The sequence below is a fragment of the Paragemmobacter amnigenus genome (genome assembly GCF_009908265.2).
In the GTDB taxonomy this organism is placed as follows: domain Bacteria; phylum Pseudomonadota; class Alphaproteobacteria; order Rhodobacterales; family Rhodobacteraceae; genus Paragemmobacter; species Paragemmobacter amnigenus.
The window spans coordinates 48,207-73,279 of the sequence record NZ_JAAATX020000007.1 but is presented as its reverse complement, the minus strand read 5'-3'; the positions used below and the strand labels follow the sequence as shown (position 1 = coordinate 73,279).

At 66.3% G+C, this 25,073-nt stretch carries 24 protein-coding genes, 1 tRNA gene and 1 pseudogene; 7 read left to right on the top strand and 19 right to left on the bottom strand.

Going from position 1 to position 25,073, the window contains the following annotated elements; translation table 11 throughout:
- Position 1: 1 nt before the first annotated feature.
- The 10 genes from GU927_RS11075 to GU927_RS11030 form a co-directional block, all read right to left on the bottom strand.
- Positions 2–78: transfer RNA gene (locus GU927_RS11075), tRNA-Arg, on the bottom strand.
- Positions 79–142: 64 nt separating this feature from the next.
- On the bottom strand, positions 143–1,366 hold the full coding sequence (locus GU927_RS11070; RefSeq protein ID WP_161762516.1) for a cysteine desulfurase: 1,224 nt from the start codon (positions 1,364–1,366) through the stop codon (positions 143–145).
- Positions 1,363–1,947, bottom strand: coding sequence for a YIP1 family protein (locus tag GU927_RS11065; RefSeq protein WP_161762515.1), 585 nt, complete (start codon positions 1,945–1,947; stop codon positions 1,363–1,365). Before GU927_RS11065 ends, GU927_RS11070 begins: the two co-directional genes overlap by 4 nt.
- Complete coding sequence (locus tag GU927_RS11060) at positions 1,928–2,461, bottom strand: YIP1 family protein (RefSeq protein ID WP_161762514.1); 534 nt, start codon at positions 2,459–2,461, stop codon at positions 1,928–1,930. The genes GU927_RS11065 and GU927_RS11060 overlap by 20 nt, the downstream gene beginning before the upstream one ends.
- 3 nt (positions 2,462–2,464) lie before the next feature.
- Positions 2,465–3,751 carry a Fe-S cluster assembly protein SufD gene (gene sufD / locus GU927_RS11055; RefSeq protein WP_161762513.1) on the bottom strand — a complete coding sequence of 429 codons (1,287 nt, stop codon included), beginning with the start codon at positions 3,749–3,751 and terminating at the stop codon, positions 2,465–2,467.
- Entirely contained in the window at positions 3,751–4,506 is a 756-nt protein-coding gene (sufC, locus tag GU927_RS11050) for a Fe-S cluster assembly ATPase SufC (RefSeq protein WP_161762512.1), read from the bottom strand. Before sufC ends, sufD begins: the two co-directional genes overlap by 1 nt.
- A gap of 41 nt (positions 4,507–4,547) precedes the next feature.
- Positions 4,548–4,859: a heavy metal-binding domain-containing protein gene (locus GU927_RS11045; protein WP_161762511.1), complete on the bottom strand. Its 312-nt coding sequence runs from the start codon at positions 4,857–4,859 to the stop codon at positions 4,548–4,550.
- 60 nt (positions 4,860–4,919) lie between these two features.
- Complete coding sequence (sufB, locus tag GU927_RS11040) at positions 4,920–6,437, bottom strand: Fe-S cluster assembly protein SufB (RefSeq protein WP_161762510.1); 1,518 nt, start codon at positions 6,435–6,437, stop codon at positions 4,920–4,922.
- Between the two features lie 43 nt (positions 6,438–6,480).
- Entirely contained in the window at positions 6,481–7,512 is a 1,032-nt protein-coding gene (locus GU927_RS11035; RefSeq protein ID WP_161762509.1) for a cysteine desulfurase family protein, read from the bottom strand.
- A gap of 105 nt (positions 7,513–7,617) precedes the next feature.
- Positions 7,618–8,106, bottom strand: a complete 489-nt coding sequence (locus GU927_RS11030) for a Fe-S cluster assembly transcriptional regulator IscR (RefSeq protein WP_161762508.1) — start codon at positions 8,104–8,106, stop codon at positions 7,618–7,620.
- A 153-nt stretch (positions 8,107–8,259) separates the two neighbouring features.
- On the opposite strand from GU927_RS11030, the gene GU927_RS11025 reads away from it, so the two are divergent.
- Genes GU927_RS11025 through GU927_RS11015 form a run of 3 tightly spaced genes read left to right on the top strand, consistent with a single transcriptional unit; the run spans position 8,260 to position 9,772 of the window.
- On the top strand, positions 8,260–8,919 hold the full coding sequence (locus GU927_RS11025) for an alpha/beta hydrolase (RefSeq protein ID WP_161762507.1): 660 nt from the start codon (positions 8,260–8,262) through the stop codon (positions 8,917–8,919).
- A complete protein-coding gene (locus GU927_RS11020) occupies positions 8,919–9,182 on the top strand; it encodes a hypothetical protein (RefSeq protein ID WP_161762506.1) in 264 nt (87 codons plus the stop codon). The genes GU927_RS11025 and GU927_RS11020 overlap by 1 nt, the downstream gene beginning before the upstream one ends.
- Complete coding sequence (locus GU927_RS11015) at positions 9,182–9,772, top strand: HD domain-containing protein (protein WP_161762505.1); 591 nt, start codon at positions 9,182–9,184, stop codon at positions 9,770–9,772. The genes GU927_RS11020 and GU927_RS11015 overlap by 1 nt, the downstream gene beginning before the upstream one ends.
- On the opposite strand, the gene GU927_RS11010 is transcribed toward GU927_RS11015, so the two are convergent.
- On the bottom strand, positions 9,760–10,299 hold the full coding sequence (locus GU927_RS11010; protein ID WP_161762504.1) for a hypothetical protein: 540 nt from the start codon (positions 10,297–10,299) through the stop codon (positions 9,760–9,762). The genes GU927_RS11015 and GU927_RS11010 overlap by 13 nt on opposite strands.
- A gap of 93 nt (positions 10,300–10,392) precedes the next feature.
- Here GU927_RS11010 and GU927_RS11005 point away from each other — a divergent pair, with 93 nt between their 5' ends.
- The 3 genes from GU927_RS11005 to typA all read left to right on the top strand — a co-directional run bounded on the left by GU927_RS11005 (position 10,393) and on the right by typA (position 14,359).
- Positions 10,393–11,607, top strand: a complete 1,215-nt coding sequence (locus tag GU927_RS11005; RefSeq protein WP_161762503.1) for an NADP-dependent isocitrate dehydrogenase — start codon at positions 10,393–10,395, stop codon at positions 11,605–11,607.
- Between the two features lie 320 nt (positions 11,608–11,927).
- Positions 11,928–12,467: a YitT family protein gene (locus tag GU927_RS11000; RefSeq protein ID WP_394357672.1), complete on the top strand. Its 540-nt coding sequence runs from the start codon at positions 11,928–11,930 to the stop codon at positions 12,465–12,467.
- Between the two features lie 74 nt (positions 12,468–12,541).
- A complete protein-coding gene (gene typA, locus GU927_RS10995; RefSeq protein ID WP_161762501.1) occupies positions 12,542–14,359 on the top strand; it encodes a translational GTPase TypA in 1,818 nt (605 codons plus the stop codon).
- Here typA and GU927_RS10990 read toward each other — a convergent pair.
- The 5 genes from GU927_RS10990 to recA all read right to left on the bottom strand — a co-directional run bounded on the left by GU927_RS10990 (position 14,356) and on the right by recA (position 20,483).
- Positions 14,356–15,240: a LysR family transcriptional regulator gene (locus GU927_RS10990; protein WP_161762500.1), complete on the bottom strand. Its 885-nt coding sequence runs from the start codon at positions 15,238–15,240 to the stop codon at positions 14,356–14,358. The two genes, typA and GU927_RS10990, sit on opposite strands and share 4 nt — an antisense overlap.
- Before the next feature lie 142 nt (positions 15,241–15,382).
- The gene (locus tag GU927_RS10985) at positions 15,383–16,177 is read right to left on the bottom strand and encodes a class II glutamine amidotransferase (protein WP_161762499.1); all 795 of its coding nucleotides are present in this window, start codon (positions 16,175–16,177) and stop codon (positions 15,383–15,385) included.
- 132 nt (positions 16,178–16,309) lie between these two features.
- Positions 16,310–16,600, bottom strand: a complete 291-nt coding sequence (locus tag GU927_RS10980; RefSeq protein WP_161762498.1) for a DUF1330 domain-containing protein — start codon at positions 16,598–16,600, stop codon at positions 16,310–16,312.
- Position 16,601: 1 nt separating this feature from the next.
- Complete coding sequence (gene alaS, locus GU927_RS10975; RefSeq protein ID WP_161762497.1) at positions 16,602–19,259, bottom strand: alanine--tRNA ligase; 2,658 nt, start codon at positions 19,257–19,259, stop codon at positions 16,602–16,604.
- 150 nt (positions 19,260–19,409) lie between these two features.
- Positions 19,410–20,483 carry a recombinase RecA gene (recA, locus tag GU927_RS10970; protein ID WP_161762496.1) on the bottom strand — a complete coding sequence of 358 codons (1,074 nt, stop codon included), beginning with the start codon at positions 20,481–20,483 and terminating at the stop codon, positions 19,410–19,412.
- Between the two features lie 209 nt (positions 20,484–20,692).
- Between recA and GU927_RS10965 the strand changes: the two genes are divergently transcribed.
- Entirely contained in the window at positions 20,693–21,295 is a 603-nt protein-coding gene (locus GU927_RS10965) for a hypothetical protein (protein ID WP_161762495.1), read from the top strand.
- A 4-nt stretch (positions 21,296–21,299) separates the two neighbouring features.
- On the opposite strand, the pseudogene GU927_RS10960 reads toward GU927_RS10965, so the two are convergent.
- The 3 genes and pseudogenes from GU927_RS10960 to GU927_RS10950 all read right to left on the bottom strand — a co-directional run.
- Positions 21,300–22,760 (bottom strand): annotated as a pseudogene (locus GU927_RS10960) (ATP-binding response regulator); the annotation flags it as partial.
- Between the two features lie 298 nt (positions 22,761–23,058).
- Entirely contained in the window at positions 23,059–24,210 is a 1,152-nt protein-coding gene (locus GU927_RS10955; RefSeq protein WP_161762493.1) for an RsmB/NOP family class I SAM-dependent RNA methyltransferase, read from the bottom strand.
- The gene (locus GU927_RS10950; RefSeq protein ID WP_217765596.1) at positions 24,207–24,980 is read right to left on the bottom strand and encodes an SDR family NAD(P)-dependent oxidoreductase; all 774 of its coding nucleotides are present in this window, start codon (positions 24,978–24,980) and stop codon (positions 24,207–24,209) included. The genes GU927_RS10955 and GU927_RS10950 overlap by 4 nt, the downstream gene beginning before the upstream one ends.
- Between the last annotated feature and the right edge of the window lie 93 nt (positions 24,981–25,073).

Below are 25,073 nucleotides of genomic sequence, written 5' to 3'. Positions count from 1 at the left end.
CTGGCGCACCCAGCACGATTCGAACGTGCGACCTTTGCCTTCGGAGGGCAACACTCTATCCAGCTGAGCTATGGGTGCGCTGTAGCGTCCGATTACCGAAAAGCCGGGGGGGATGCAACCGCCTATCCGCCCCCTGCCCCGATCAGCCGTTGAAAAGTTCGTTCGCCAGCTCCAGCGCCGAGACCAGCGCATCCACCTCGGCCTTGGTATTGTACAGGCCAAAGGACGCGCGGCAGGTGGCGCCGACGCCCATATGCTCCATCAACGGCATGGCGCAATGCGTCCCCGCCCGCACCGCAACCCCCCGCTTGTCAAGGATGGTCGAGATGTCATGGGCATGCGCCGCCCCCGCCATGGTGAAGGAAAAGATCGCCCCCTTCGTGTCGGAATTCCCCTGCACGCTCAACCAGTTGAGCCCCGCCAGACGCGCCCGCGCATAGTCGCGCAAGGCCCGCTCATGGGCGGCGATATTCGCCATCCCAAGACCCATCATATACTCCAGCGCCACACCCAACCCGATCTGCGCCACGATGGACGGCGTGCCCGCCTCGAACTTCATCGGCGGGTCGTTATAGGTCACGGCATCGCGCCCCACCTCGCGGATCATGTCGCCCCCGCCGATGAAGGGGCGCATCTCCGCCATCCGCGCGGCCTTGATGAAGATCGCGCCCGATCCCGACGGCCCATAGAGCTTGTGCCCCGTGATCGCATAGAAATCGCAGCCGATGGCCTGCACATCCACGGGCATGTGCACCGATGCCTGCGACCCGTCCACCAGCACCGGCACGCCCTTCTCCCGCGCCCCCGCACAGATCGCCGCCACATCCACCACCGTGCCCAGCACGTTGGACATATGCGTCACGGCGACCAGCTTCGTGCGCGGCCCGATCGCATCGATCACCGCCTGCGGGTCCAGATCGCCCTTCGCGTCACACTCCACCCATTTCAGCACCACCCCCTGCCGCTCGCGCAGGAAATGCCACGGCACGATATTGGCGTGATGCTCCATGATCGACAGAACGATCTCGTCGCCGGCCTGCAACCGCGGCGCGGCCCAGGCGTAAGAGACCAGATTGATCCCCTCGGTCGTGCCGGAATTGAAGACGATCTCCTCGGGGTCGGCGTTCAAAAACCGCCCGACGATGCCCCGAACGGCCTCGTATTTCTCGGTCGCAAGGTTCGACAGGTAATGCAAACCCCTGTGCACATTGGCATATTCCATCGAATAGGCCTGCGTGACCGCCTCGATCACCGCGCGCGGCTTCTGCGCGCTCGCCCCGTTGTCCAGATAGACCAGCGGCTTGCCGTTCACCTGCCGCGCGAGGATCGGAAAGTCGGCGCGGACCTTTTCGACGTCAAAGCTCACAGCCCCACCCCCAGCATCAGCAGCAGCGCGGACAGCGTGAACACCGCCGCGACGAAGGTGACGACCACCCCCAGAAACACCAGCCCGATCGACCGGAACCCGTGCAGCTCGGCCACGAAATGCACCAGCAACCACAGGAACAGCAGCACGCCCCCGATCTCGACCAGCGGCGCCGCAAAGGGCAGCACCAGCATGACCACGATCTGCAACAGCACCGTCAGCAACTGGATGAACTGCAACCACGCGACCAGCAGCACCGCATCGCCCAGTTGGCCCGACCCGCCCCGCCAGCGCCCGACGTGATGGACCAGCAGCACCGTCATCACCATTCCCGACGCCACCATCCCCGCCCAGATCGCGGGGCCGATGGGCGTCACCGCCTCGCCATCTGGCCCCGGCAGCGGCGGCAAAAGCGCGGTCACCGCCTGCATCAGAAAGGCCGACAGCACCGCGGTCAGGATCAGCGCCCCCCAGCGCGCCTGCACCGGCAGCGGTTGCGCCATCACCGCCCGCGCCGCCAGCCGCGGATCGCCCAGCGTCAGCCGCACCAGTCCCGCCAGATTACCGACCGTCAGCTGCATGTCTCTCCGCCTCGATCAGCATGTTGACCCACAGATACAGAAACAGCGCCAGCACCATCAGCCCCACCACCGTGGCCGCCGCCCCCGCGCCCAGAAACCCGCCGACCAGCCCCTGCAACAGGATCGCAGGCGTGGTGCAGAACAGCGCCCAGAACAGCGCCATTCGCGCGCCAAAGCCGGTCCCCCTGCCCCCGAACAGCCGTGCCACCAGATGGCTCGCCGCCGCCAGCGCGTAAAAGACCAAGGGCGCGATGAAGACCAGCGCCAGCAGCCGCGCCCCCATCAGCGCCTGCAGGCTCGGCACCTGATCCAGCGGCGTTCCCGCCATCTCGGCCGCGATGCGCGTCAGATGCGCCTCGCGCGCCAGTCCGGGCCATTGCGCCACGAAGATCAGCCCGCACGCCCCCATCACGGTGGCAATCGCCCGATCCTCGCGCACCCCGTCGGCCAGCTTGCGCGCGATCACCGCGCGCGGCCTGCGCCAGGACGCCAGAATGTCCGGAACGACGGGCATCCCCTAGTGCTCGTGGCGGGCCAGCCACCCCTCCAGCCGCGACCGGATATCCTCGGCAATCGCCTCGTCCTCGATCTCGGCAATGGACTCGGCCAGAAAGGCCAGCACCAGCAGCGACTGCGCCACCTTTTCCGGCACCCCGCGCGACCGCAGGTAGAACAGCGCCACCTCGTCGATCGCCCCCGATGTCGACCCGTGCGAACACTTCACGTCATCGGCATAGATTTCCAGCTCCGGCTTGGCAAGGAACTGGCTGTCCTCGTCCAGCAGCAGCGATTGGCTGATCTGATAGCCATCCGTCTTCTGCGCACCGGGCTTCACAAGGATCTTGCCCTGGAACACCCCCACCGCGCCGTTCTTCAGCACCTTCTTGAAGACCTGACGGCTCTCGCAACGTTCCGCCGCATGGGTGACAAAGACTGTGTCGTCATGGTGGAAATTGCCATCCCCCACCGCCGCCCCCGCGACATGGGCCACCGCCTCGTCGCCGTTGAGCTCGATGATCGCCTCGTTGCGCGTCAGCACGCCATTGGCCGTCAGCGTGAACGACTTGAACAGCGCCCCCGCCCCCAGCCGCGCAAAGATATGCGTGACCGCGCGCCGCTCGTGATCGCGCCCCTGCGCGCGGATGTGGTGGAAGCGCGCGCCTTCGGCGACCTCGACCTCCATCACCTTGGAAAACCGCGCCGCCGCCGGCCCGTTCTCCAGAATGGTGATCTCCGCCCCCGCCTCGACCTTCACGCAATGATGCAGGATCGCATCCGAAGTATCGGAATTATGGACATAAATCAGAGAAACAGGCCTTGCCGCCTTCCCCGTCACGCGGATCAGCAGACCATCCGTCGCAAAGGCCGTGTTCAGCACCGCCAAGGGCCGCTGCACCGGCACCTGCCCCCGCCCCTCCAACACGCCATAGAGATCGCGCGCCCAATGGATATCCGCGCCACCCGCAGTGGCCAGACGCTCGATCTCCACCCCCGCCAGACGAAGGTCATCCGACGCCGCCGGATCAAAGACCCCGTCCACGAAGACGATCTTCAGCCGGTCGATCCCGTCGAACAGCGGACGCTCGTCGCTTGCGTCAAAGACCGCCGCCCGCGGCGCCTCGGCCACGGTCAGCCCCGCCGGATCGGTATAGCGCCAGTATTCGTCCCGCTTGCCCGGCAGCCCCATCGCCGAAAGCCGTGCCAGAGCCTCGGCCCGCGCCGCGCCCAGCCAGCCCTCGCGTGCAAAGGACAGCCCCGCGATCCGCGCGGCAAGCGCGTCCTGCTTTGCCTGCGGCAGCGCCATCACTGCACCCCCGCCAGCAGGTCGGCATAGCCGTTATGCTCCACCTCCAGCGCCAGCTCCGGCCCGCCGGTCTTGATGATCCGGCCCGCCGCCATGATATGCACCACGTCCGGCTTGATATGGTCCAGAAGCCGCTGGTAATGCGTGATCACCAGAAACGCCCGCCCCTCGTCACGCAGCGCGTTCACGCCATCCGACACCAGCTTCATCGCATCGACGTCCAGACCCGAGTCGGTCTCGTCGAGGATGCACATCTTCGGCTCCAGCATCGCCATCTGGAGGATCTCGTTGCGCTTCTTCTCGCCGCCCGAAAAGCCCACATTGACGGGCCGCTTCAGCATGTCGGCGTCGATCTTCAGCTTCTTCGCCTTCTCGCGCACGACCTTCAGGAAATCGCCCGCAGACATCTCCTCCTCGCCGCGCGCCTTGCGCTGTGCGTTCACCGCCGTGCGAAGGAAGGTCATGTTGCCCACCCCCGGAATTTCCACCGGATACTGGAACGCCAGGAACAGCCCCGCCGCCGCCCGCTCCTCGGGCTCCATCTCCAGCAGTTCCTCGCCCTCCAGCGTGGCGCTGCCCTCCGTCACCTCATAGCCCTCGCGCCCCGCCAGCACATAGGACAGCGTCGACTTGCCCGATCCGTTCGGCCCCATGATCGCATGGACCTCGCCCGCCTTCACCGTCAGGTCCACGCCCTTCAGGATCTGCTTGTCCTCTTCTTCCAGCTTCACGTGCAGGTTCTTGATATTCAGCATCTTCTGTCCCGTCTCTATCCGCCATGGCCCCGCAGGGCGCCTTATCCCAACCGCACGGCCGTGCCGCTCGACGACACCATCAGCATCTGGCCGATGACCTCGTAATCCAGATCGACGCCGACCACCGCATTGGCCCCCAGCGCCCGCGCCTTGTCCTGCATCTCGCGCAGCGCGGTTTCCCGCGCATCGGCCAGCTTCGCCTCATAGGCGCCCGATCGGCCCCCGATGATGTCGGTGATTCCCGCGAACAGATCGCGCACGATATTCGCGCCCATGATCGCCTCGCCCGTCACGATGCCAAGGTAGTCCGCAATCTGGTAGCCCTCGACCGAAGGCGTCGTCGTCACGATCATCGCTCACGCTCCCCGCAAATTTCTTCGAAGAAATTTGCAAAAATCTTCAAAGATTTTTGCTCACCCCACCGAGCCTTCCAGCGAAATCGCCACAAGGCTCTGCGCCTCCATGGCAAACTCCATCGGCAGCGCCTGCAGCACTTCCTTGCAGAAGCCGTTGACCACCAGCGCCACCGCCTCTTCCTCGTCCATGCCCCGCGACCGGCAATAGAACAGCTGGTCCTCGTCCACCTTGGACGTGGTCGCCTCATGCTCCACGCGGGACGAGTTGTTCTTGACCTCGATATAGGGCACCGTATGCGCCCCGCACTTGTCGCCGATCAGCAGGCTGTCGCACTGGGTATAGTTGCGGGAATTCGTGGCCTTCGGGTGCATCGACACCAGCCCCCGATAGGTATTCTGCGCCCGCCCCGCGCTGATGCCCTTCGACACGATCCGCGACTTCGTGTTCTTCCCAAGATGCACCATCTTGGTCCCCGTATCCGCCTGCTGGGCATTGTTGGCGATGGCGATGGAATAGAACTCGCCCTGGCTGTCATTCCCCCGCAGGATGCAGGACGGATATTTCCACGTGATCGCCGACCCCGTCTCAACTTGCGTCCACATCACCTTGGACCGGTCCCCCCGGCAATCCGCCCGCTTGGTGACAAAGTTGTAGATGCCGCCCTTGCCGTTCTCGTCGCCCGGATACCAGTTCTGGACGGTGGAATACTTCACCTCGGCATCGTCCAGCACCACGATCTCCACCACCGCCGCGTGCAGCTGGTGCGTATCGCGCTTCGGCGCCGTGCAGCCCTCAAGGTAGCTCACATAGCTCCCCTTGTCCGCGATGATCAGCGTCCGCTCGAACTGCCCCGTATTCTCGGCATTGATGCGGAAATAGGTGCTCAACTCCATCGGGCAGCGCACGCCCTCGGGGATGTAGACGAAGGACCCGTCCGAAAACACGGCGCTGTTCAGCGTCGCAAAGAAGTTGTCCGACTGCGGCACGACCGAGCCGAGATATTTCTTCACCAGCTCCGGATGCTCGCGCACCGCCTCGCTGATGGAACAGAAGATCACCCCCGCCTTGGCCAGCTCGGCCTTGAAGGTCGTGCCCACCGACACGGAATCAAACACGGCATCCACCGCCACCTTCCGCTCGCCCTCCGGCGCCTCGACACCGGCCAGCAGCGCCTGCTCCTTCAACGGGATGCCCAGCTTGGCATAGGTCGCCAGAAGCTTCGGGTCCACCTCGTCAAGGCTCTTGGGCTTCACCGCCATGCTCTTCGGCTTGGCATAGTAATACTGGTCCTGATAGTCGATCTCGGGATAGTTGAGCATCGCCCAACGCGGCTCTTCCATCTTCTCCCAGCGCCGATAGGCCGCCAGACGCCAGTCCAGCATCCACTCCGGCTCGCCGTTCTTTTCCGAAATCAGCCGGACGATATCCTCGGACAGACCCTTGGGCGCATATTCCGTCTCGATCTCGGTTTCCCAGCCGTATTTGTACTTGCCCGCCATCGCCTGCACGGTCTCGATCGTCTCGCGATCGACCCCGTCACGGATCTCGGCTTCCTTCAGCGCGGCTTCGGTCATCGGTCCATCTCCACGGCTGGGGCTCGCACCCCGCATTCCAGCTTCACGCGGCCCTGTTCAGGGCCTTGGCATACTGCGCGCTCCACACCTCGGCAAAACGCAGCACAGCCTCCTCCGTCGTCTCCGGCCCAAGCGACACGCGTATCGCGGATGCCGCCTCAGCCCCCTCATATCCCATCGCCCGCAACACGCGGCTTTCCCGCACCTTGCCCGACGAACAGGCCGATCCGGCCGAAATCGCGAACCCGGCCAGATCCATCGCCATGACCTGCGTCTCGCCCTTCCACCCGGGCGCGATCAGGCACAGCGTGTTGGGCAGGCGCGCGCGGCCTTTCCCGACGGAAATAGTATTGTTTCCAGCCAAGGACAATGTGGATTCTAGAATATTTCTAAGTTCCGCCACACGCTCCCAGACCCCCGCCTCCAGATCGCGCTGCGCGGCCTCGGCGGCGGCACCCATGCCCGCGATGCCGATTATGTTCTCGGTCCCCGCACGGCGGCCCATCTCCTGCCCGCCCCCCGTCAGCACGGGCTGCGTCTCCACCCCGTCGCGGATGATCAGCGCGCCCACCCCCTTCGGCCCGCCGAACTTGTGCGCCGACACGATCGCCATCTCGGCCCCGCTCCAGGCAAAGGAGAAAGGCACCTTCCCCACCGCCTGCACGATGTCCAGCATCAGGATCTCGCCCTCCGCCCGCGCGGGCGGCTCCACGATCAATCCCGTCTCGTTATTGGCATAGCCCCAGCCTATGGCACGGCTCCCCTGCCCCGCGCGCCGCTGCGACCACAGGCAGTCATGCGCCGTAGGCTCCACCTCGACCATCCCCACCGGCAACCGCCCCAGCACCGCCGCCGCCTCCGTCGCGCCGCTGGTAAAGACCACCTCGGCGGGCTTGCACCCCACCGCCGCCGCCACCTGCGCCCGCGCCTTCTCCACCAGCGCCCGCGCCGCCCGCCCCTCGGCATGGACGGAGGACGGATTGCCCACCACATCCATGGCCGCAATCATGGCCGCCCGCGCCTCATCCCGCAAAGGCGCCGTCGCGTTCCAGTCCAGATAGACTCGAGACCTCACGCCCCTGCTCCTTCAGCCGTTCTCAAATATCCTCGGGGGGAGGCGCGGCACGCGCCGCGGGGGGCAGACAGCCCCCCGTGCCGACGCCCGCCCAAGACGCGCCCGTCACGCATCCTCGTCCACCACGCGGAACAGCGCCGGCACCGCGGGGCACGGCGTCATCTGGTTGCGGATCACATCCGACAGCCGCGTCTGGTGCAGGAAGACATAGACATGCGCGCTCAACCCCTCCCACAGCCGGTTGGTCAGGCTCTGCGCCCGCGTCCCCGACACGCCGCCCGACACGCCCGCGCCGGTATGCAGCGCATCGACCGTCTCCTCCACCGCCTCCAGCACATCCGACACGCGGATCGCATCCGGACTGCGCGCCAGCTTGTAGCCACCCCCCGGCCCGCGCACCGCCTCGACCAGCCCCGCGCGGCGCAGCTTCACGAACAGCTGTTCCAGATAGGGCAGGCTGATATCCTGCCGCTTGGCCACCTCGGCCAGCGACACCAGATCATCCCCGCCCGCCTTGCCCGCCCTCTGCGCCTCCACCAGCGCCAGATCGGCCAGCGCCACCATCGCATAGCGCCCCTTCGTCGACAGTTTCATGGGCCAAACCTTCCAAAAACATTGACGCGGGAACATCGGCCCATTACCTGAAACCGACCCCGGACCGCGCCCCTCAGGACGCGTCTTGGAACCGTTCTAAATAATCCGAGCGAATTCGTCAACAAATCGCTCCAGGAAAGACAGGCGACACGAATGCCCGAAGTGATTTTCGCAGGCCCCGAAGGCCGGCTCGAAGGACGCTACCACCCGCAAAAGGACCGTGACGCCCCCATCGCCATCGTGCTGCATCCCCACCCGCAATATGGCGGGACGATGAACAACAAGGTGGTCTACAACCTCCATTACGCCTTCTACAATCTGGGCTTCACCGTCCTGCGCTTCAACTTCCGCGGCGTGGGCCGGTCGCAGGGCGAATACGATCAGGGCATCGGGGAACTCTCCGACGCGGCCTCGGCGCTCGACTACCTGCAATCGATGAACCAGAACGCGAAACACTGCTGGGTCGCGGGCTTCTCCTTCGGCGCGTGGATCGGGATGCAGCTCCTGATGCGCCGCCCCGAAATCACCGGCTTCGTCTCGGTCGCCCCGCCCGCGAACCTCTACGACTTCTCCTTCCTCGCCCCCTGCCCCTCCTCGGGCCTCATCATCAACGGCTCGGCCGACCGCGTCGCCCCGCCCAAGGACACCAAGCAACTGGTCTCCAAACTGCATGAACAGAAGGGCATCACCATCACCCACACCGAAATCGACGGCGCCGACCACTTCTTCAAGGATGAAGAGGCGCATATGAAGCCGATGATCGACACGGTGTCCGACTATGTCCGCCGCCGCCTGACGGAAGGCTCGCGCTGATGGGCGTGATCGAGGATCTGGCCGACGCCCTCGCCCGCGATGTGCTCGAGGCGCAGGCGGAACTGGGCGACGACCGGTTCTACGAAAAGATGTCCAAGGTGCTGGGCGAGCTTTCGCCCACCACGCAAGAGGCCTTCATGACCTCGGTCCGCGTCCGCCTGGCCGAAAAGCGCGGGCGCGACTTCCTCGCCCGCATGCTGGCCGCCAAACGCTCCGGCGGGGCGGCCCCGCAGGCCCCGCGCGGCCCCGACAGCGGCCATTGATGACGCCCGACGACCGCCTGACCGCCCAATTCGCCTTCCTGAACGAGGCCGACCGCCTCAAATCCGTCCTGCGCGCCACCACGCTTGTCGACGGCTCGCGTCCGGAGAACTCGGGCGAACACAGCTGGCACCTCGCGCTCTACGCCCTCACCCTTGCCGATCAGGCCGAGGCGGGCGTCGACATCAACCGCGTCATCCGCATGCTCCTCCTCCACGACCTCGTGGAAATCGACGTGGGCGACGTGCCGATCCATTCCGCCAACGGCACCGCCCATGCCGCGCCGGAAACGCAGGCCGCCGAACAACGCGCCGCCGACCGCATCTTCGGCCTCCTCCCCCCCGACCTCGCCCGCGACTTCCGCGCCCTCTGGGACGAATTCGAGGCCGCCGAAACCCCCGACGCCCGCTTCGCCAAATCGCTAGACCGCGTGCAGCCCGTCATGGCCAACCTGCAATCCGGCGGCGGCACATGGGTGACCTACGACGTCACCTTCGACCAATTGCAGAACAGGGTGGGAACGAAGATCGAACGCGGCGCCCCCCGCCTCTGGGCATGGGTCCGCGAAAGGGTGCGGCCCTATTTCGGGTAATTGTCTGGTGGCGTCCCGCTTTCCACAACGTCGGACGTTATTTCATATTCGAACCACGCGCGAAACCTGTCGGTGTAAAGCTGCGCGGCCTCAAGAGCCCGCTCGAGATCGTCTCCCTCGGTCAACGTGGCACGGATGTCAGCCAACTCCGTCGCAGACGCCTCTGGCGCGCGCCGCCGTGCATCCGAATAGACAATCGTCCAGTCGGGCAACTGCCGCTTCATCTCGATCGCGATGTGCAGGCCCGTTTCCGCGAACGCCTCCAACCCGCCCTCGAGCCCGAACTCCCCCGTCCAGTAACCGGAGCGCTCATAGTCCACCTGCCACTGCCGGATCCGCCACACCAGTTGCGGCGTGATCGGCAGCGCGGTGCAGTCGAAACTTCCCCCACCCTTCGACCAGACACCATCCGCCGAATAATCGCACATCACCCGCACCCGGCGCGCCGCCGCCAACTGGGCCACATGCTCGGCTGACTCCGCCCGATACCGCGCCATCTCCGCCTCGATCTGCGACAAATCACCCATTGACCCCTCACTGTATACCGTTGCATACCGAACCCGCATGCACTCCGGTCACCCGACCGGCGCGGCCATTCCTGCAAAGTGAAAGGGCAACCCATGACCAAGATCAAGGTGGCAAACCCCGTCGTCGAACTCGACGGCGACGAGATGACCCGCATCATCTGGGACTTCATCAAGAAGAAGCTGATCCTGCCCTATCTGGACATCGACCTGCTCTACTACGACCTCGGCATCGAAGAGCGCGACCGCACCTCGGACCAGATCACCGTCGACGCCGCCCATGCGATCCGCCAGCACGGCGTCGGCGTGAAATGCGCCACCATCACCCCCGACGAACAGCGGGTGGAGGAGTTCGGCCTGAAACAGATGTGGAAATCCCCCAACGGGACGATCCGCAACATCCTCGGCGGCGTGATCTTCCGCGAACCGATCATCTGCCGCAACGTCCCCCGCCTTGTCCCGGGCTGGACGAAACCCGTCGTGGTTGGCCGTCACGCCTTTGGCGACCAGTACCGCGCCACCGACTTCCGCTTTCCGGGCAAGGGCAAGCTCACCCTGAAATTCGTGGGCGAGGATGGCGAGGTGATCGAGCGCGAGGTCTACAACGCCCCCTCCGCCGGTGTGGTGATGGGGATGTACAACCTCGACGACTCCATCATCGACTTCGCCCGCTCCTCCTTCAACTACGGCCTGATGAAGGGCTGGCCCGTCTATCTCTCCACCAAGAACACCATCCTCAAGGCCTATGACGGCCGCTTCAAAGACCTCTTCGCCAAGGTCTATGCCGAAGAATTCGAGGACCGCTTCAAGGCCGCCGGCATCCATTACGAACACCGCCTGATCGACGACATGGTGGCCTCGGCGCTGAAATGGTCGGGGGGCTATATCTGGGCCTGCAAGAACTATGACGGCGACGTGCAGTCCGACACCGTGGCACAGGGCTTCGGCAGCCTCGGCCTGATGACCTCCGTCCTGCTCACCCCCGACGGCAAGGTGGTCGAGGCCGAGGCGGCGCACGGCACCGTCACCCGCCATTTCCGCGAACACCAGAAGGGCAAGCAGACCTCCACGAACTCCATCGCCTCGATCTACGCCTGGACCGGCGGGCTCAAGCACCGCGCGAAACTCGACGGCAACGACGCGCTGATGACCTTTGCGACCACGCTGGAAAAGGTGACCGTCCAGACGGTCGAGGATGGCTGGATGACCAAGGACCTCGCCCTGCTCGTCGGACCGGACCAGAAATGGCTCACCACCATGGGCTATCTGGAAAAGGTTGACGAATACCTCAACAAGGCGCTGGCAGGCTGACGGCGGACACCGCGCCCCGGGCTTGACCCGGGGCCTCCCCCCCGCTGCGGCGCAGGCCCCGGATCAAGCCCGGGGCGGGGCTTTCCAACCCGTGACCGCGCCGCCCGCTGCGTGCTGACAGGATGCGGTACAGCCATCGGCACAACAATCGGCACGGGACAAACGGGGCCGGATCGCCAGATCCGGCCCCGTCGCTTTCGCGGGCATTTGGGTCAGATGGATTGACTTATAATGCGTCAATGTATATGACCCATTCCATGACCGATCCCCGCCGCCACACCCTTCTCGAAGACGCCCAGGGCATTGCCTTCGGCATTGTCATGGCGGCCTTGGGCATCCACATCCTCACCCATATGGGCTTTGCCACGGGCCAGACGACGGGCCTTGCCGTCCTGCTCGCCTATACCGGCAACCTCCCGTTTTCGCAGGTCTATTTCACCCTCAACCTGCCCTTCCTCGCGCTCGGCTGGTGGCATTTCGGCCGCCGCTTCGCGCTCAGGACGCTCATCTCCACCGCCGCGCTCTCGGTCCTCACCGACATCCTTCCGCGCTGGATGGTGCTGGGTCCGATGGAGCCCGCCTTCGCTGCCCTCCTCTTCGGCATCCTCTTCGGCATCGCCGCCCTCGCCGTGGTCCGCCACGGTGGCAGCTTCGGCGGTTTCTCCATCCCCGCGCTGATCCTCCAGGACCGCTTCGCCATCCCCGCCGGATACAGCCAACTCGCTGTGGACATTGTCCTTTTCTCCGCCGCCGCCCTGATCCTGCCGCCTGCCACGCTGCTCTGGTCCTTCCTCGGCGCGGCCACCTATTCCCTCTTCCTCGCCATCAACCATCGCCGCGACCGCTACATCGCCGCGTGACGGGACTCGCCAAGCGGTCCCAAACCCTGTATGGCCCCTCGCAACCGCAGAAAAAGCTGAAAGAGATCTCCCCGATGGAGCTTCGCAACATCGCCATCATCGCGCATGTCGACCATGGCAAGACCACCCTCGTCGACGAGCTGCTGAAACAGTCCGGCTCCTTCCGCGACAATCAGGCCGTGACCGAACGCGCGATGGACAGCAATGACATCGAACGCGAACGCGGGATCACCATCCTCGCCAAATGCACCAGCGTCGAACATGACGGGATGCGGATCAACATCGTCGACACCCCCGGCCACGCCGATTTCGGGGGCGAGGTCGAACGCATCCTGAACATGGTCGACGGTGTCGTCCTGCTGGTCGACGCCGCAGAAGGCCCGATGCCCCAGACGAAATTCGTCACCTCCAAGGCCCTCGCCCTTGGCCTGCGCCCGATCGTGGTGCTCAACAAGGTCGACAAGCCGGACGCCGAACCCGACCGCGCCCTTAACGAAGTGTTTGATCTTTTCGCCAATCTCGGCGCGAATGACGAACAACTCGACTTCCCCTATCTCTACGCCTCGGGCCGCGCCGGCTGGGCGGATGAAAGCCTTGATGGTCCGCGCAAGGATCTGAACGCCCTGTTCAACCTGATCGTCCGCCACGTGCCCGAGCCAAAGCAGATCGCCCGCAAGACCGAACCCTTCTCGATGCTCGCCACCACACTGTCCGCCGATCCCTTCATCGGCCGCATCCTGACGGGCCGCGTCGAGTCCGGCACGCTGAAGGTTGGCGAAACGCTGAAGGCCCTGTCGCGCACCGGCGACCGGATCGAACAGTTCCGCGTCACCAAGGTCCTCGCCTTCCGCGGCCTGACCCAGACCGCCATAGACGAGGCCGTCGCGGGCGACATCGTCACCCTTGCCGGCATGACCAAGGCCACCGTGGCCGACACGCTCTGCGCGCTGGAAATCGACACCGCCCTTCCGGCGCAACCCATTGATCCGCCTACGATTACCGTCACCTTCGGCATCAATGACAGCCCCCTTGCTGGCCGCGACGGCAACAAGGTCCAATCCCGCGTCATCCGCGACCGCCTGATGAAAGAGGCGGAAACCAACGTCGCCATCAAGGTCGCCGACACCCCCGGCGGCGAGGCGTTCGAAGTCTCGGGCCGCGGCGAACTCCAGATGGGCGTCCTGATCGAGAACATGCGCCGCGAAGGCTTTGAACTTTCGATCTCCCGCCCCCGCGTGATCTTCAAGGAAGAGAACGGCGTGCGGATGGAACCGGTGGAAGAAGTCATCGTCGACGTGGATGACGAATATTCCGGCGCTGTGATCGACAAGCTGACCGGCGAACGCAAGGGCGACCTTGTGGAGATGAAACCCGCAGGCGCAGGCAAGACCCGCATCATCGCCCATGTCCCGTCGCGCGGCCTTATCGGCTATCACGGCCAGTTCCTGACCGACACGCGCGGCACGGGCGTGCTGAACCGCATCTTCCACGGCTGGGTCCCGCACAAGGGCCCGATCCAGGGCCGCCGTCAGGGTGTGCTGATCTCGATGGAAAACGGCGTCTCTGTCGCCTATGCGCTCTGGAACCTCGAAGACCGCGGCCGCATGTTCATCGGCCCGCAGGAAAACGTCTATGAGGGCATGATCATCGGCGAACACTCGCGCGACAACGACCTCGAGGTGAACCCGCTCAAGGGCAAGAAGCTCACCAACGTCCGCGCCTCCGGCACGGACGAGGCGGTGCGCCTGACGCCCCACATCAAGTTCAGCCTCGAAGAGGCCATCGCCTATATCGACGATGACGAACTGGTGGAAGTCACGCCCAAGATCATCCGCCTGCGCAAGCGCGTCCTCGACCCGCACGAGCGCAAGCGCGCGGCGAAATCGGCCTAACCGGCCGCCTGCATACCGGCATGGGACGCGCGGAATTCCCCGCGCGCCCATTTCAGAAAGCCCGCGATGCGCGGGTCATTCGCCCCTGCCGCATCCGCCACCGCCCAGATCTCGCAGGACGGCGACTTCGGCCCGTCGATCGGCAAGAGCCGCGCATCCTGCCCCGCCGTCTCGACCGGCAACAGCGCGATTCCCAGACCCGCTGCACAGGCTTCGGCCATGGTGGGAATGTTCGGGGACAGCATCGTCACATTGCCGCCCTGCCGCGCCAGCCAGCGGAAACTCTCGGCATCGGCCAACGCCTTGGACGCGCGGATCACACCTTGGCCTTCCAGCGTGTCCAGCCGCCCGCGGATGCGATACTGCGCCACATAGGATGGCGCGGCATAAAGCGCCATCGCCAGCCGCCCCAGCATCTGGCCCGTGCTCCGCTCGGGCGCGGCCGCCATCGGGGCCACCAGCACATCATAGCTGTCCTCGGGCAGGGCCATCAGGTCGTCATGCACCGACAGTTCCGCCGCGCTGTCGGACCGCGCCGCCCAGACCGGCAGACACGCCGACAGGAACACATCCGCCAGCATCGCGCAGCTCGCCACCCGCAGCGGTGGCGCCGCCTGCGTCAGCCGCGCCTTGACGCGATCATAGGCCGCCGCCATCTCGCGCGCTGCCGCCACCAGTTCCCGCCCCCGCGCATTGGGCTTCATCCGCCCCATCTCGTCGCGCAGGAAGACCGGCTGCCCGTTGGCCTCGATCGCGGCCAACCGGCGCGACATGGTGGACTGGCTGATCCCCGCGATGCGTGCCGCGCCCGACAGGCTTCCGGCATCGGTGATCAACAGGATGTCATGCAGGTCATTCCAGTCCGGAAAAGGCGCGGCCATGCCAGAGAACCCCCTTGGGCGAGAAAGGACTTTTTCACTCGCACAAGGCAGAACTCGCTATGCCGCGCCCGCAAATCCGCGCGGATTGGCCGAGATTAGTAAGTTTGACCGTTCCGTCAACCTTCGTAAACGCCACGCAGGCTCAGGCCGCCGCGCTCACCGCTTCGGGAAGAAAGGCGCTGACCTGCACATCCCGCCCCTCGAAGGTGCAGAACGACCCCGCTGGAACCTCGGTCCAGTCGCCCTCGTCCTGCTCCAGCGGCTCGCTCACCACGGCCCGCCCCTGCCGCCGGTCCGACCAGCGGTGATAGAGCGTCGGCGCCAGCGCATCGGTGGAATAGCGCACCGCGTAAAGCCGCGCGCCATCCGACAGCGCCGCCGTCAGCCGCAGATGGGGTGCCGCACCCTTGGCCCGCGCCAGCGCGATCACCCGCGCCGCCGCCCGTTCCAGCGCACCCTGCGGGTCGTCCTCCAACCCCTCGGCCAGCGCGATCAGGAACAGCGCCTCGCTATCCGTCGCGCCCTTGCGATGGGGATACAGATCATCGCGGATCATCATGTCCGCATCGCGCCGGAACGCCTCATACCCGCCGATCTGGCCATTATGCATGAAGGACCACCGCCCCACCGTGAAGGGATGGCAGTTGTTCCGGCTCGTCGCCGTGCCGGTGGATGCCCGCACATGCGCCAGAAACAGCCCCGATTTCACCTGCGCCGTCAGGCTGCGCAGGTTCGGGTCTGACCAGGCGGGCATCACGTCGCGATACAACCCCGGCTCCGGCCGCTCGCCATACCATGCCACGCCGAAACCGTCGGCATTGATGGCCGTGTGGCACTGCGTGGCGCAATGGCTCTGATGGATCAGGGAATGTCCGGGACGGCTGACGATCTCTTCCAGAAAGATCGGCGCCCCCACATAGGCAGCCCAGCGGCACATCAGCTGCACCCCCGGACGATCAGGAAAACGAACATGCTCCGCCTCGGATTCTTGTTTTCCGGCACCGTAACACGAAAACGGCCCCCGCAGGGGCCATTTTATCCACACGTCGCGACGAACCGCGCAAGGTGCTCACTCGATCTCCTCGACCACCATCAGGTCGCGCACGCTGGCCCCTTTGGCAAAGGCCAGCGCGGCCTGATAGGCAGGCGAGTTGTAGCATTCTACTGCCCGCTCAAGGCTGGGAAACCGCGCCACCACATTGCGCGGCCGGTCGTTGCCTTCCAGCTGCACATAGCGCCCGCCACGGGCCAGAAACACGCCGCCATGCGCCGCAATCGCCTCGGTCGCGCCCTTGGCGTATTTCGCATAGGCCTCGGTATCGGTCACATGCACATGGGCAATCCAGAGCGCGGTCGCCATCTCAACCCCCGATCGCGGCTTCCGCCGCTGCAATCGCCGCATCGGCCAGCGCGATATCCGCGCCCCCCGCCTGCGCCATGTCCGGACGGCCACCGCCGCCCTTGCCGCCCATCGCCTCGGCCGCCGCCTTGACCAGCGTCACCGCCGAAAGCCGCCCCGTCAGGTCCGCCGTGACCCCTGCCGCGACCGCAGGCTTCGCCCCCGTATCCGCGATCAGAAGCACCGCCCCCGACCCGATCCGCGCCTTCATCTCGTCGATCAGCGCGGGCAGATCCTTGCCCGACACGCCCGACAGGACTTGTGCAAGGAACTTCACGCCCCCCACATCCTTGGCCTCGGGTCCACCCTTGGCCCCGCCGCCCATCGCCAGCTCACGCCGCAGCTGCGCAACCTCGTTCTGCAGCGCACGGCGTTCGTCGGCCAGCGCCTTCACACGGTCCACCACTTCGGCAACCGGCGCCTTCAGCACGCTTGCCACATCGGCCAGCCGCGCATCCTGCACCCGCAGATATTCCAATGCCGCCGGACCGGTCAGCGCCTCGATCCGCCGCACACCCGCCGAAGAGGCCGAGTCACCCAGCAGAACAAACGCCCCGATATCCCCCGTCCGCCCCACATGCGTGCCGCCGCAGAGCTCCAGCGAATAGGTCCGCCCGTCCGCGCCCTTGCCCGACCCGTCCAGCCAGCCCATCGACACGACGCGCACTTCCTCGCCATATTTCTCGCCGAACAGCGCCTGCGCGCCCAAAGCCCGCGCGTCATCCGGCGTCATGATCCGCGTCTCGACGGGGCTGTTCTGGCGGATGAAGTCGTTGACCTCGGCCTCGACCTGCGCCAGTTCCGCCGCCGACAGCGCCGCCGAATGGCTGAAGTCGAACCGCAGACGATCCGGCGCGTTCAGGCTGCCCTTCTGCGCCACATGATCCCCCAGCGCGCGGCGCAGCGCCTCGTGCAGCAGGTGGGTGGCCGAATGGTTCGCGCGGATCGCCCCGCGCCGCTTGTGCTCCACCTCCAGCTTGGCAGGCTGGCCCTTGACGATGGTGCCTTCCACCACCTCGGCCACGTGGATGAACACCCCCGCCGCCTTCTTGGTGTCGGTCACATGCGCCAGCCCCGTCTGGGTCCGCACCCAGCCCGCATCACCGACCTGACCGCCCGACTCGCCATAGAACGGCGTCTGGTTCACCACGATCTGAACCGTGCTTCCCGTCTCGGCCGACCCGATCCCCGCGCCGTCCTTGACCAGCGCCAGAACCACGCCCTCGGCCGTCTCGGTGTCATAACCAAGGAACTCGGTCGCGCCATGCGCCTCGGCCAGTTCGAACCAGATCTTGGCGTCCTTCGCCTCGCCCGTGCCGGCCCAGCTGGCGCGCGCCTTGGCGCGCTGCTCGGCCATCGCGGCCTCGAAGCCCTGCACATCCACCGCGCGACCCTTCTCGCGCAGCGCATCCTGCGTCAGGTCCAGCGGGAAGCCATAGGTGTCATAGAGCTTGAACGCCGCGCCGCCGGGCAGCTCGGCCCCGTCGGGCAGACGCCCCAACTCCTCGTCCAAGAGCTTCAGGCCCCGGTCCAGCGTCTGCTTGAACTTGGTCTCTTCCAGCCGCAGCGTTTCCTCGATCACCGCCTGCGCGCGCGCCAGTTCCGGATAGGCCCCGCCCATCTGCCGCACCAGTGCGGGCACCAGCTTGAACATCACCGGATCCTGCGCGCCCAGCATATGCGCGTGCCGCATCGCCCGCCGCATGATCCGGCGCAGCACATAGCCGCGCCCCTCGTTCGACGGCATCACGCCATCCGCGATCAGGAAGGAGACCGACCGCAGATGGTCCGCGATCACCCGATGGCTCGTCTTGCCCGGACCGTCGGGGTCCTGGCTCGTCGCATGGGCGCTTGCCTCGATCAGTGACCGCATCAGGTCGGTGTCATAGTTGTCATGCTTGCCCTGCAACAGCGCGCCGATCCGCTCCAGCCCCATGCCGGTGTCGATCGACTGCATGTCCAGCGGGCGCATCGTGCCATCCGCGAACTGCTCGTTCTGCATGAAGACGTTGTTCCAGATCTCGATGAACCGGTCGCCGTCCTCATCCGCCGACCCCGGAGGGCCGCCCCAGATATGGTCGCCGTGGTCGTAAAAGATTTCCGTGCACGGCCCGCAGGGCCCCGTCGGCCCCATGCGCCAGAAGTTGTCATCCGTCGGGATGCGGATGATCCGGTGATCCTCCAGCCCCGCCACCTTCTTCCAGATCCCCGCCGCCTCGTCGTCGGTATGGTAGACCGTGACGCACAGCTTCTTCGGGTCGATCCCGAAATCGCGGGTCAGCAGCTCCCACGAAAAGGCAATCGCCTCGGCCTTGAAGTAGTCGCCAAAGCTGAAATTCCCCAGCATCTCGAAGAAGGTATGATGCCGCGCGGTATAGCCCACATTGTCCAGGTCATTGTGCTTTCCGCCCGCCCGCACGCATTTCTGCGCCGTGGTCGCCCGCTTGTAATCCCGCGACTCGACACCCGTAAAGCAGTTCTTGAACTGCACCATGCCCGAATTCGCGAACATCAGCGTCGGGTCATTGCGCGGCACGAGAGGGGAGGACTCGACCACCCGATGCCCGTTGCGCGCAAAGAAGTCGAGGAAGGTAGAGCGGATATCGTTCAGCGACGCCATGCTGGATTGGCCCTTTCAAAAGGCAAAAAACCCGTTTCGGCCCCCCAATTAGCCCTGCAATCCGCCCCTGTCCACAGCCACAGCCCGCCACAGTGAAAAAAGGCCGGAACCCTGCGGTTCCGGCCCCAATCCTGTCCGTGCGCCAGCCGGTCACATGTCCACGACTTCGGCCTCGTCCGGCCCGCCCGCCATGTGGAAATCCAGCCCGTTCGCCGCGCGGATCTTGTCCTCGATCTCCATCGCCATGGCCGGGTTCTGCTTCAGGAACAGCTTGGCATTCTCGCGCCCCTGCCCGATCCGCTCGTCGCCATAGGAATACCACGCGCCCGATTTCTCCACGACCCCGGCCTTGACGCCGATATCGATCAGTTCGCCGGTCTTGGAGATGCCCTCGCCATACATGATGTCGAATTCCACCTGCTTGAACGGGGGCGAGACCTTGTTCTTCACCACCTTCACGCGGGTGGCATTGCCCACCACCTCGTCCTTTTCCTTGATCGACCCGATGCGCCGGATATCCAGCCGGACCGAGGCATAGAATTTCAACGCATTGCCGCCCGTCGTCGTCTCGGGGCTGCCGAACATGACGCCGATCTTCATGCGGATCTGGTTGATGAAGATCACCATGCAGTTCGACCGCCCGATGCTGGCCGTCAGCTTGCGCATCGCCTGGCTCATCAGGCGGGCCTGCGCGCCGACCGTGGCATCGCCCATGTCACCTTCGATCTCGGCCTTGGGCGTCAGGGCGGCGACGGAGTCGACCACGATCAGGCTGACCGCGCCGGACCGCACCAGCGTATCCACGATCTCCAGCGCCTGCTCGCCCGTGTCCGGCTGCGAAATCAGCAGCTCGTCCAGATTGACACCCAGCTTCTTGGCATAGGACGGGTCCAGCGCATGTTCCGCATCGACAAAGGCGCAGACGCCGCCCTTTTTCTGCTCTTCCGCCACCACATGCAGCGTCAGCGTCGTCTTGCCCGAGGATTCCGGCCCGTAGATTTCCACGATCCGCCCCTTGGGCAGCCCGCCGATCCCCAGCGCGATGTCCAGACCCAGCGAACCGGTCGACGTCGCCTCGATATCCATCACCGGGTTGTTCTCGCCCAGCTTCATGATCGAGCCCTTGCCGAACTGACGTTCGATCTGTGCCAATGCGCTTTCCAGCGCCTTTGCCTTGTCCATTTCGCGCTTCCCGTTCAAGTCGAGGAGGTTCGCCACCGCCATGTCCGTCTCCTTATTCCACAGCCGCGACCGGGCGGCAATTGCTGCGCTTGTTCCCCAAGTGTTCTCATCCTTATGAGCACAAAAAGAGAACAAATCAATCCAATTCGAACGGGGCCAGCGTTTCATGCAAAGCTTAACGGGTGGTTTACGGCCTCGCCTTGCCAGCCTGGCTTGTGTATGAGGCTGTCAAAGCGTTCATCTGGTGCGTCATGCTGGTTTTCTGGGAACAAAGACTCGTCATCCTCGCCACGCCGAAGACAGGCTCCACCGCCATCGCGGCAGCACTCGAATCGATGGCCACCATGGCCATCCAGCGCCCGCCCGTGCTGAAACACACCACCGTGCAGCGCTACCACCGCTTCATCGGCCCCTATCTCGAGGCGACCTCGGGCCACCGCTTCACGGTCGTCGCCATGATGCGCGAACCGTCCGACTGGCTGGGCTCGTGGTTCCGCTACCGCCAGCGCGAGGATGTGGTCGAACCCGCCCGTTCGACCCGCGGCATGGATTTCGACCGGTTCGTCAACGCGTGGTGCGACGACCCGCAACCCGATTTCGCCGCCGTCGGCTCGCAGTCCCGCTTCCTGCAGCCCAAGGGCGAAAACGGCCTCGACCGGCTGTTCCGCTACGAGGAGATCGACACCTTCGTCCACTTCCTCGAAGAGCGTCTGGGATGCGAGATCATCCTGCCGCGCCTGAACGTCTCGCCTGTCGCCCCGCTCGACCTTGCGCCGGCAACGCAGATCCGGCTCATGAAATCGGCCGCGCGCGACTTCAACCTCTACCGCTCGCTCAGCCCGCTGGATTTCTGACGGGTCAGACGACCATCTGCTCCTGCACCGTGCCGGTCAATTGCGCCAGCGAAAAGGGTTTGGGCAGGAACACGGAATTGGGCACCCGCGTCTGCATGTCCGCCAGCGCCTCTTCGGCATAGCCCGAAATGAACACGGTCCGCGCCGCGGGGCGCGCCGCCAGCGCGCGCAGCACCCAGCCCGGACCGTCCAGCCCCGGCATCACCACATCGGTGACAAAGACATCCACCTTCAGCCCCTCGTCCTCCAGCAGGTCCAGCGCCTCCTCGCCGTTCCCCGCCTCCAGCACGACATGGCCGCACAGCCGCAAGGCGCGGGCGGCAAAGGCGCGCACCGGTGCCTCGTCCTCGACCAGCAGCACCACCCCCTCGGCCCGCCGCCCGCCATCGGCCTTGGCCACGGGCGGTGCGGGCACCGCCGCCTCGGTACAGAGCGGGAACCACAGCTCGAACCGCGTCCCCTCGCCGGGGGTGGAGCGCACGAAGATGAACCCGCCCGACTGCTTGACGATGCCATAGGCGGTCGACAGACCCAGCCCCGTGCCTTCGCCCACCCGCTTGGTCGTGAAGAAGGGCTCGAAGATCTTGCCGATCCGGTCGGGCGGGATGCCCTCGCCGGTGTCGATGACGCGGATGACGGCATGCTCCCCCCTCGGCACCACGGCGCCGTCGCGCTGCATGTCCTCGTCCAGCCGCATCACGCAGGTCTCGACCGTCACCACGCCGCCCTCGGGCATGGCATCGCGGGCATTGACGGCAAGGTTGATCACCACCTGCTCGAACTGGCGGCGGTCCGCGCGGATCGCCACCGGATGGCGGGCATGGACCAGCTCCAGCCGCACCCGTTCGCCCAGCAGCCGGTCCAGCAGATGGGTCAGGTCCGACAGCGTGTCCTGCAGGTCGATCAGCTGCGGCAAGAGCGTCTGCTTGCGCGAAAAGGCCAGCAGTTGCGCCACCAGCGCGCCCGCGCGGTTGGCGTTCTGGCTGATCTGCACAAGGTCGGCATGGTCGGCATCCCCCGCCTCGTGCCGCAAGAGCAAAAGGTCGCAATGCCCCGTGATGGCGGTCAGCAGATTGTTGAAATCATGCGCTATCCCCCCCGCAAGCTGCCCGATCGACTGCATCTTCTGGCCCTGCGCCACCTGCGCCTCAAGCCGCTTGATCGCGGTCGCGTCCTGCAGGACTGCCAGCACGCCCCCCGCCCCGTCCGGTCGCGCCGCCATCTGCAAAAAGCGCTCGCCCTCGCCGCGCAGCGCCAGAACCTCGGTTGCGGCGGGCAATCGCCCCGCCGCGATGTCGCCCAGCCAGCCCCGCACCGGTCGGCCCAGATCGGCAAAGATCGCCGTGACCGGCGGCAGATCCTGCGGACCAAGGCCAAGCATGCCCCGCGCCTCTCCATTCGCCTCGACCGGATCGCCCTGCCCGTCAAAGCGCATCACCGCCACCGGCAGATCATCCAGCGGCGCGGGCTGCACCATGACCGGCGGAGGCCCGGCCTCCTGCCCGTCCTGCCAGTGCAGCCGCAACAGCGCGGCAAGACCCGCCGCCAGCAGCGCCACAACCATCCCCGGCGCGATCAGACCGACCGGCACCGACAGCAGCAGCATCCCCAAAAGCACCGCCAGCCCTGCGGCCACGATCACATGGACGAAGGGAAATCCCGCAAGGGGCGGGAAAAGGGAGTGGGGTGGTCGCCGTCTCATGCGCGCAGACTAGAGGGCAAATCCTTAACAACTGGCTAATGCGCGCCGCGGGACATGCCGCTCAGCCCATCTTGCGCCGCAAAACCGCGCCGAAAAACCCGTCGCCCCCCTCCAGCGGGGTAAAGGCCCGCTGCGCCAGCAGTTCCCAGCCCGCATGGCGGTCCAGAAAGGCGCGGACCTGCCCCTGATTCTCGGCCTCGATCATAGAACAGGTGGCATAGCCCAGCACCCCGTCCGCAGGCAGCAGCGCCGCCGCGCGGTCCATGATCCCGGCCTGAACCTCGAGCAGCGCCTCGAGCTTCGCCGGTGTCAGCGCCCATTTCCCCTCGGGGTCGCGCCGCCAGCTTCCCGAACCGGAACAGGGCACATCGGTCAGGACCAGATCCCACGGACCCGCCCCCTCGGGCCGCTCCACCAGCCGCACCTGCACCCCGGCCCGTTCCGCCCGCGCGGGCAGATCGGCCATCCGGCGCGGATCGGCATCATGGGCCGACAGGCGCAGCCGCGCCCGCCCCGCCATGGCCAGCGTCTTGCCCCCGCCCCCCGCGCAGAGGTCCAGCACCGCCATCCCGTCCCGCAGCGGCAGCATCTCCACCACGGCCTGACTGGCCGCGTCCTGCAATTCCACCATCCCTTCGGCATAGGCGCGGCCCTGCTGCACCCGCCGCGCCCCCGCCCGCACCTCCAGCGCCGATGCGGCCAGCGGATGCGCCACCGCCTCCACCCCGTCGGCGGCCAAGGCGGCAATCGCCGCACCTTGCGTGGCGCGCAGCGGATTGACCCGCAGGAAGACCGGCGCGCGCTGCCGCATCGCCGCCATCACCGCCGCAAACCCGTCCCCCAGCCCCGCGCGCAGCGGCCCCTCCAGCCAGTCGGGACAATCCAGCGCCGCCAGACCCGCGGGCTCTGCCCTCGCCTCCGTGGCCCGTGGCGGGGCGGGCGCATGGCCCTGCCCGTCGAACAGCGCCTCCTGCCCCCGTTCCCGCGCCCAGCCAAGCACCAGCGCCCGCGCCCCCTCGCCCCCGCCGCGCACGGCCAGCGACCGGCGGCAGCGCAGCACGTCAAAGACGATGTCGCGCACCGCGGCACGGTCACCCGATCCCGCATAGCGGTTCGCCCTGCCCCAGTTGGTCAGCGCAACCTCGGCCGGCCGCCCCGCCAGCACCGCCTCCAGCACATCGATCGCCGCCGCCGCGCGTGCCCCCGGTGTCATGCCTTGCGCTCCTGCAGGATATTGCCGCCATCCACCACGATGACCGCGCCATTCACATAGCCCGCCCCGCCCGAGGCGAGGAACTCCACCACCGCCGCCACCTCGTCCGGCGTTCCGGCGCGTCCCGGCGGGGTCGCGCGCGCGGCCTGCAACTCCTCGGGGGTCGAGGCTTCGGTCGCGATCCAGCCCGGCGCCACGGCATTGACCGTCACCCCCCGCGCCGCCACCTCCAGCGCCAGCGCATGGGTCAGCCCCACCATCCCCGCCTTGGCCGCCGAATAGGCCGCCTCGCCGGGGTTCGAGACATAGGGACCCGTCACACTTGCCATCATCACCACGCGGCCCTGCCCGCGCTCCAGCATCGCGGGCAGAAAGGCCCGCGTCACCAGAACCGCCGTCGTCAGCGACACATCCATCGCCCGCCGCCACGCCGCGGGATCAAGGTCGAGGAAGGATCGCTGCTCCGCCGGCGCGCCCACCGACCCCATCCCCGCATTGTTCACCAGAACCGCCACATCCCCCACCGCATCGGCCAGCCGTGCCACCTGTTCCGGCTCGGTCAGGTCGGCGACATGGGCGGTGACGTCGATCCCCTCGGCCATCAGTTCGGCCGCGCGCAGGTGCACCCTCTGCGTGGTGGAACAGATATGCAGCCGCAGCCCCGCCCGCCCCAGCCTGCGCGCCACCGCCATCCCGATCCCGCCGGGCGCCCCCGCCCCCGTCACCAGCGCCTGTTCCACCTGCCGCCCCATCCTCTGCCTGCCGCCCATCCTACCCTCCCCGTTCCGCAGGGAACAGCGCAACCGCAAACGCGGGCGCATCATTCCGCCGCGCCCCTGACCGGACGCCGGAACCGCAAGGGG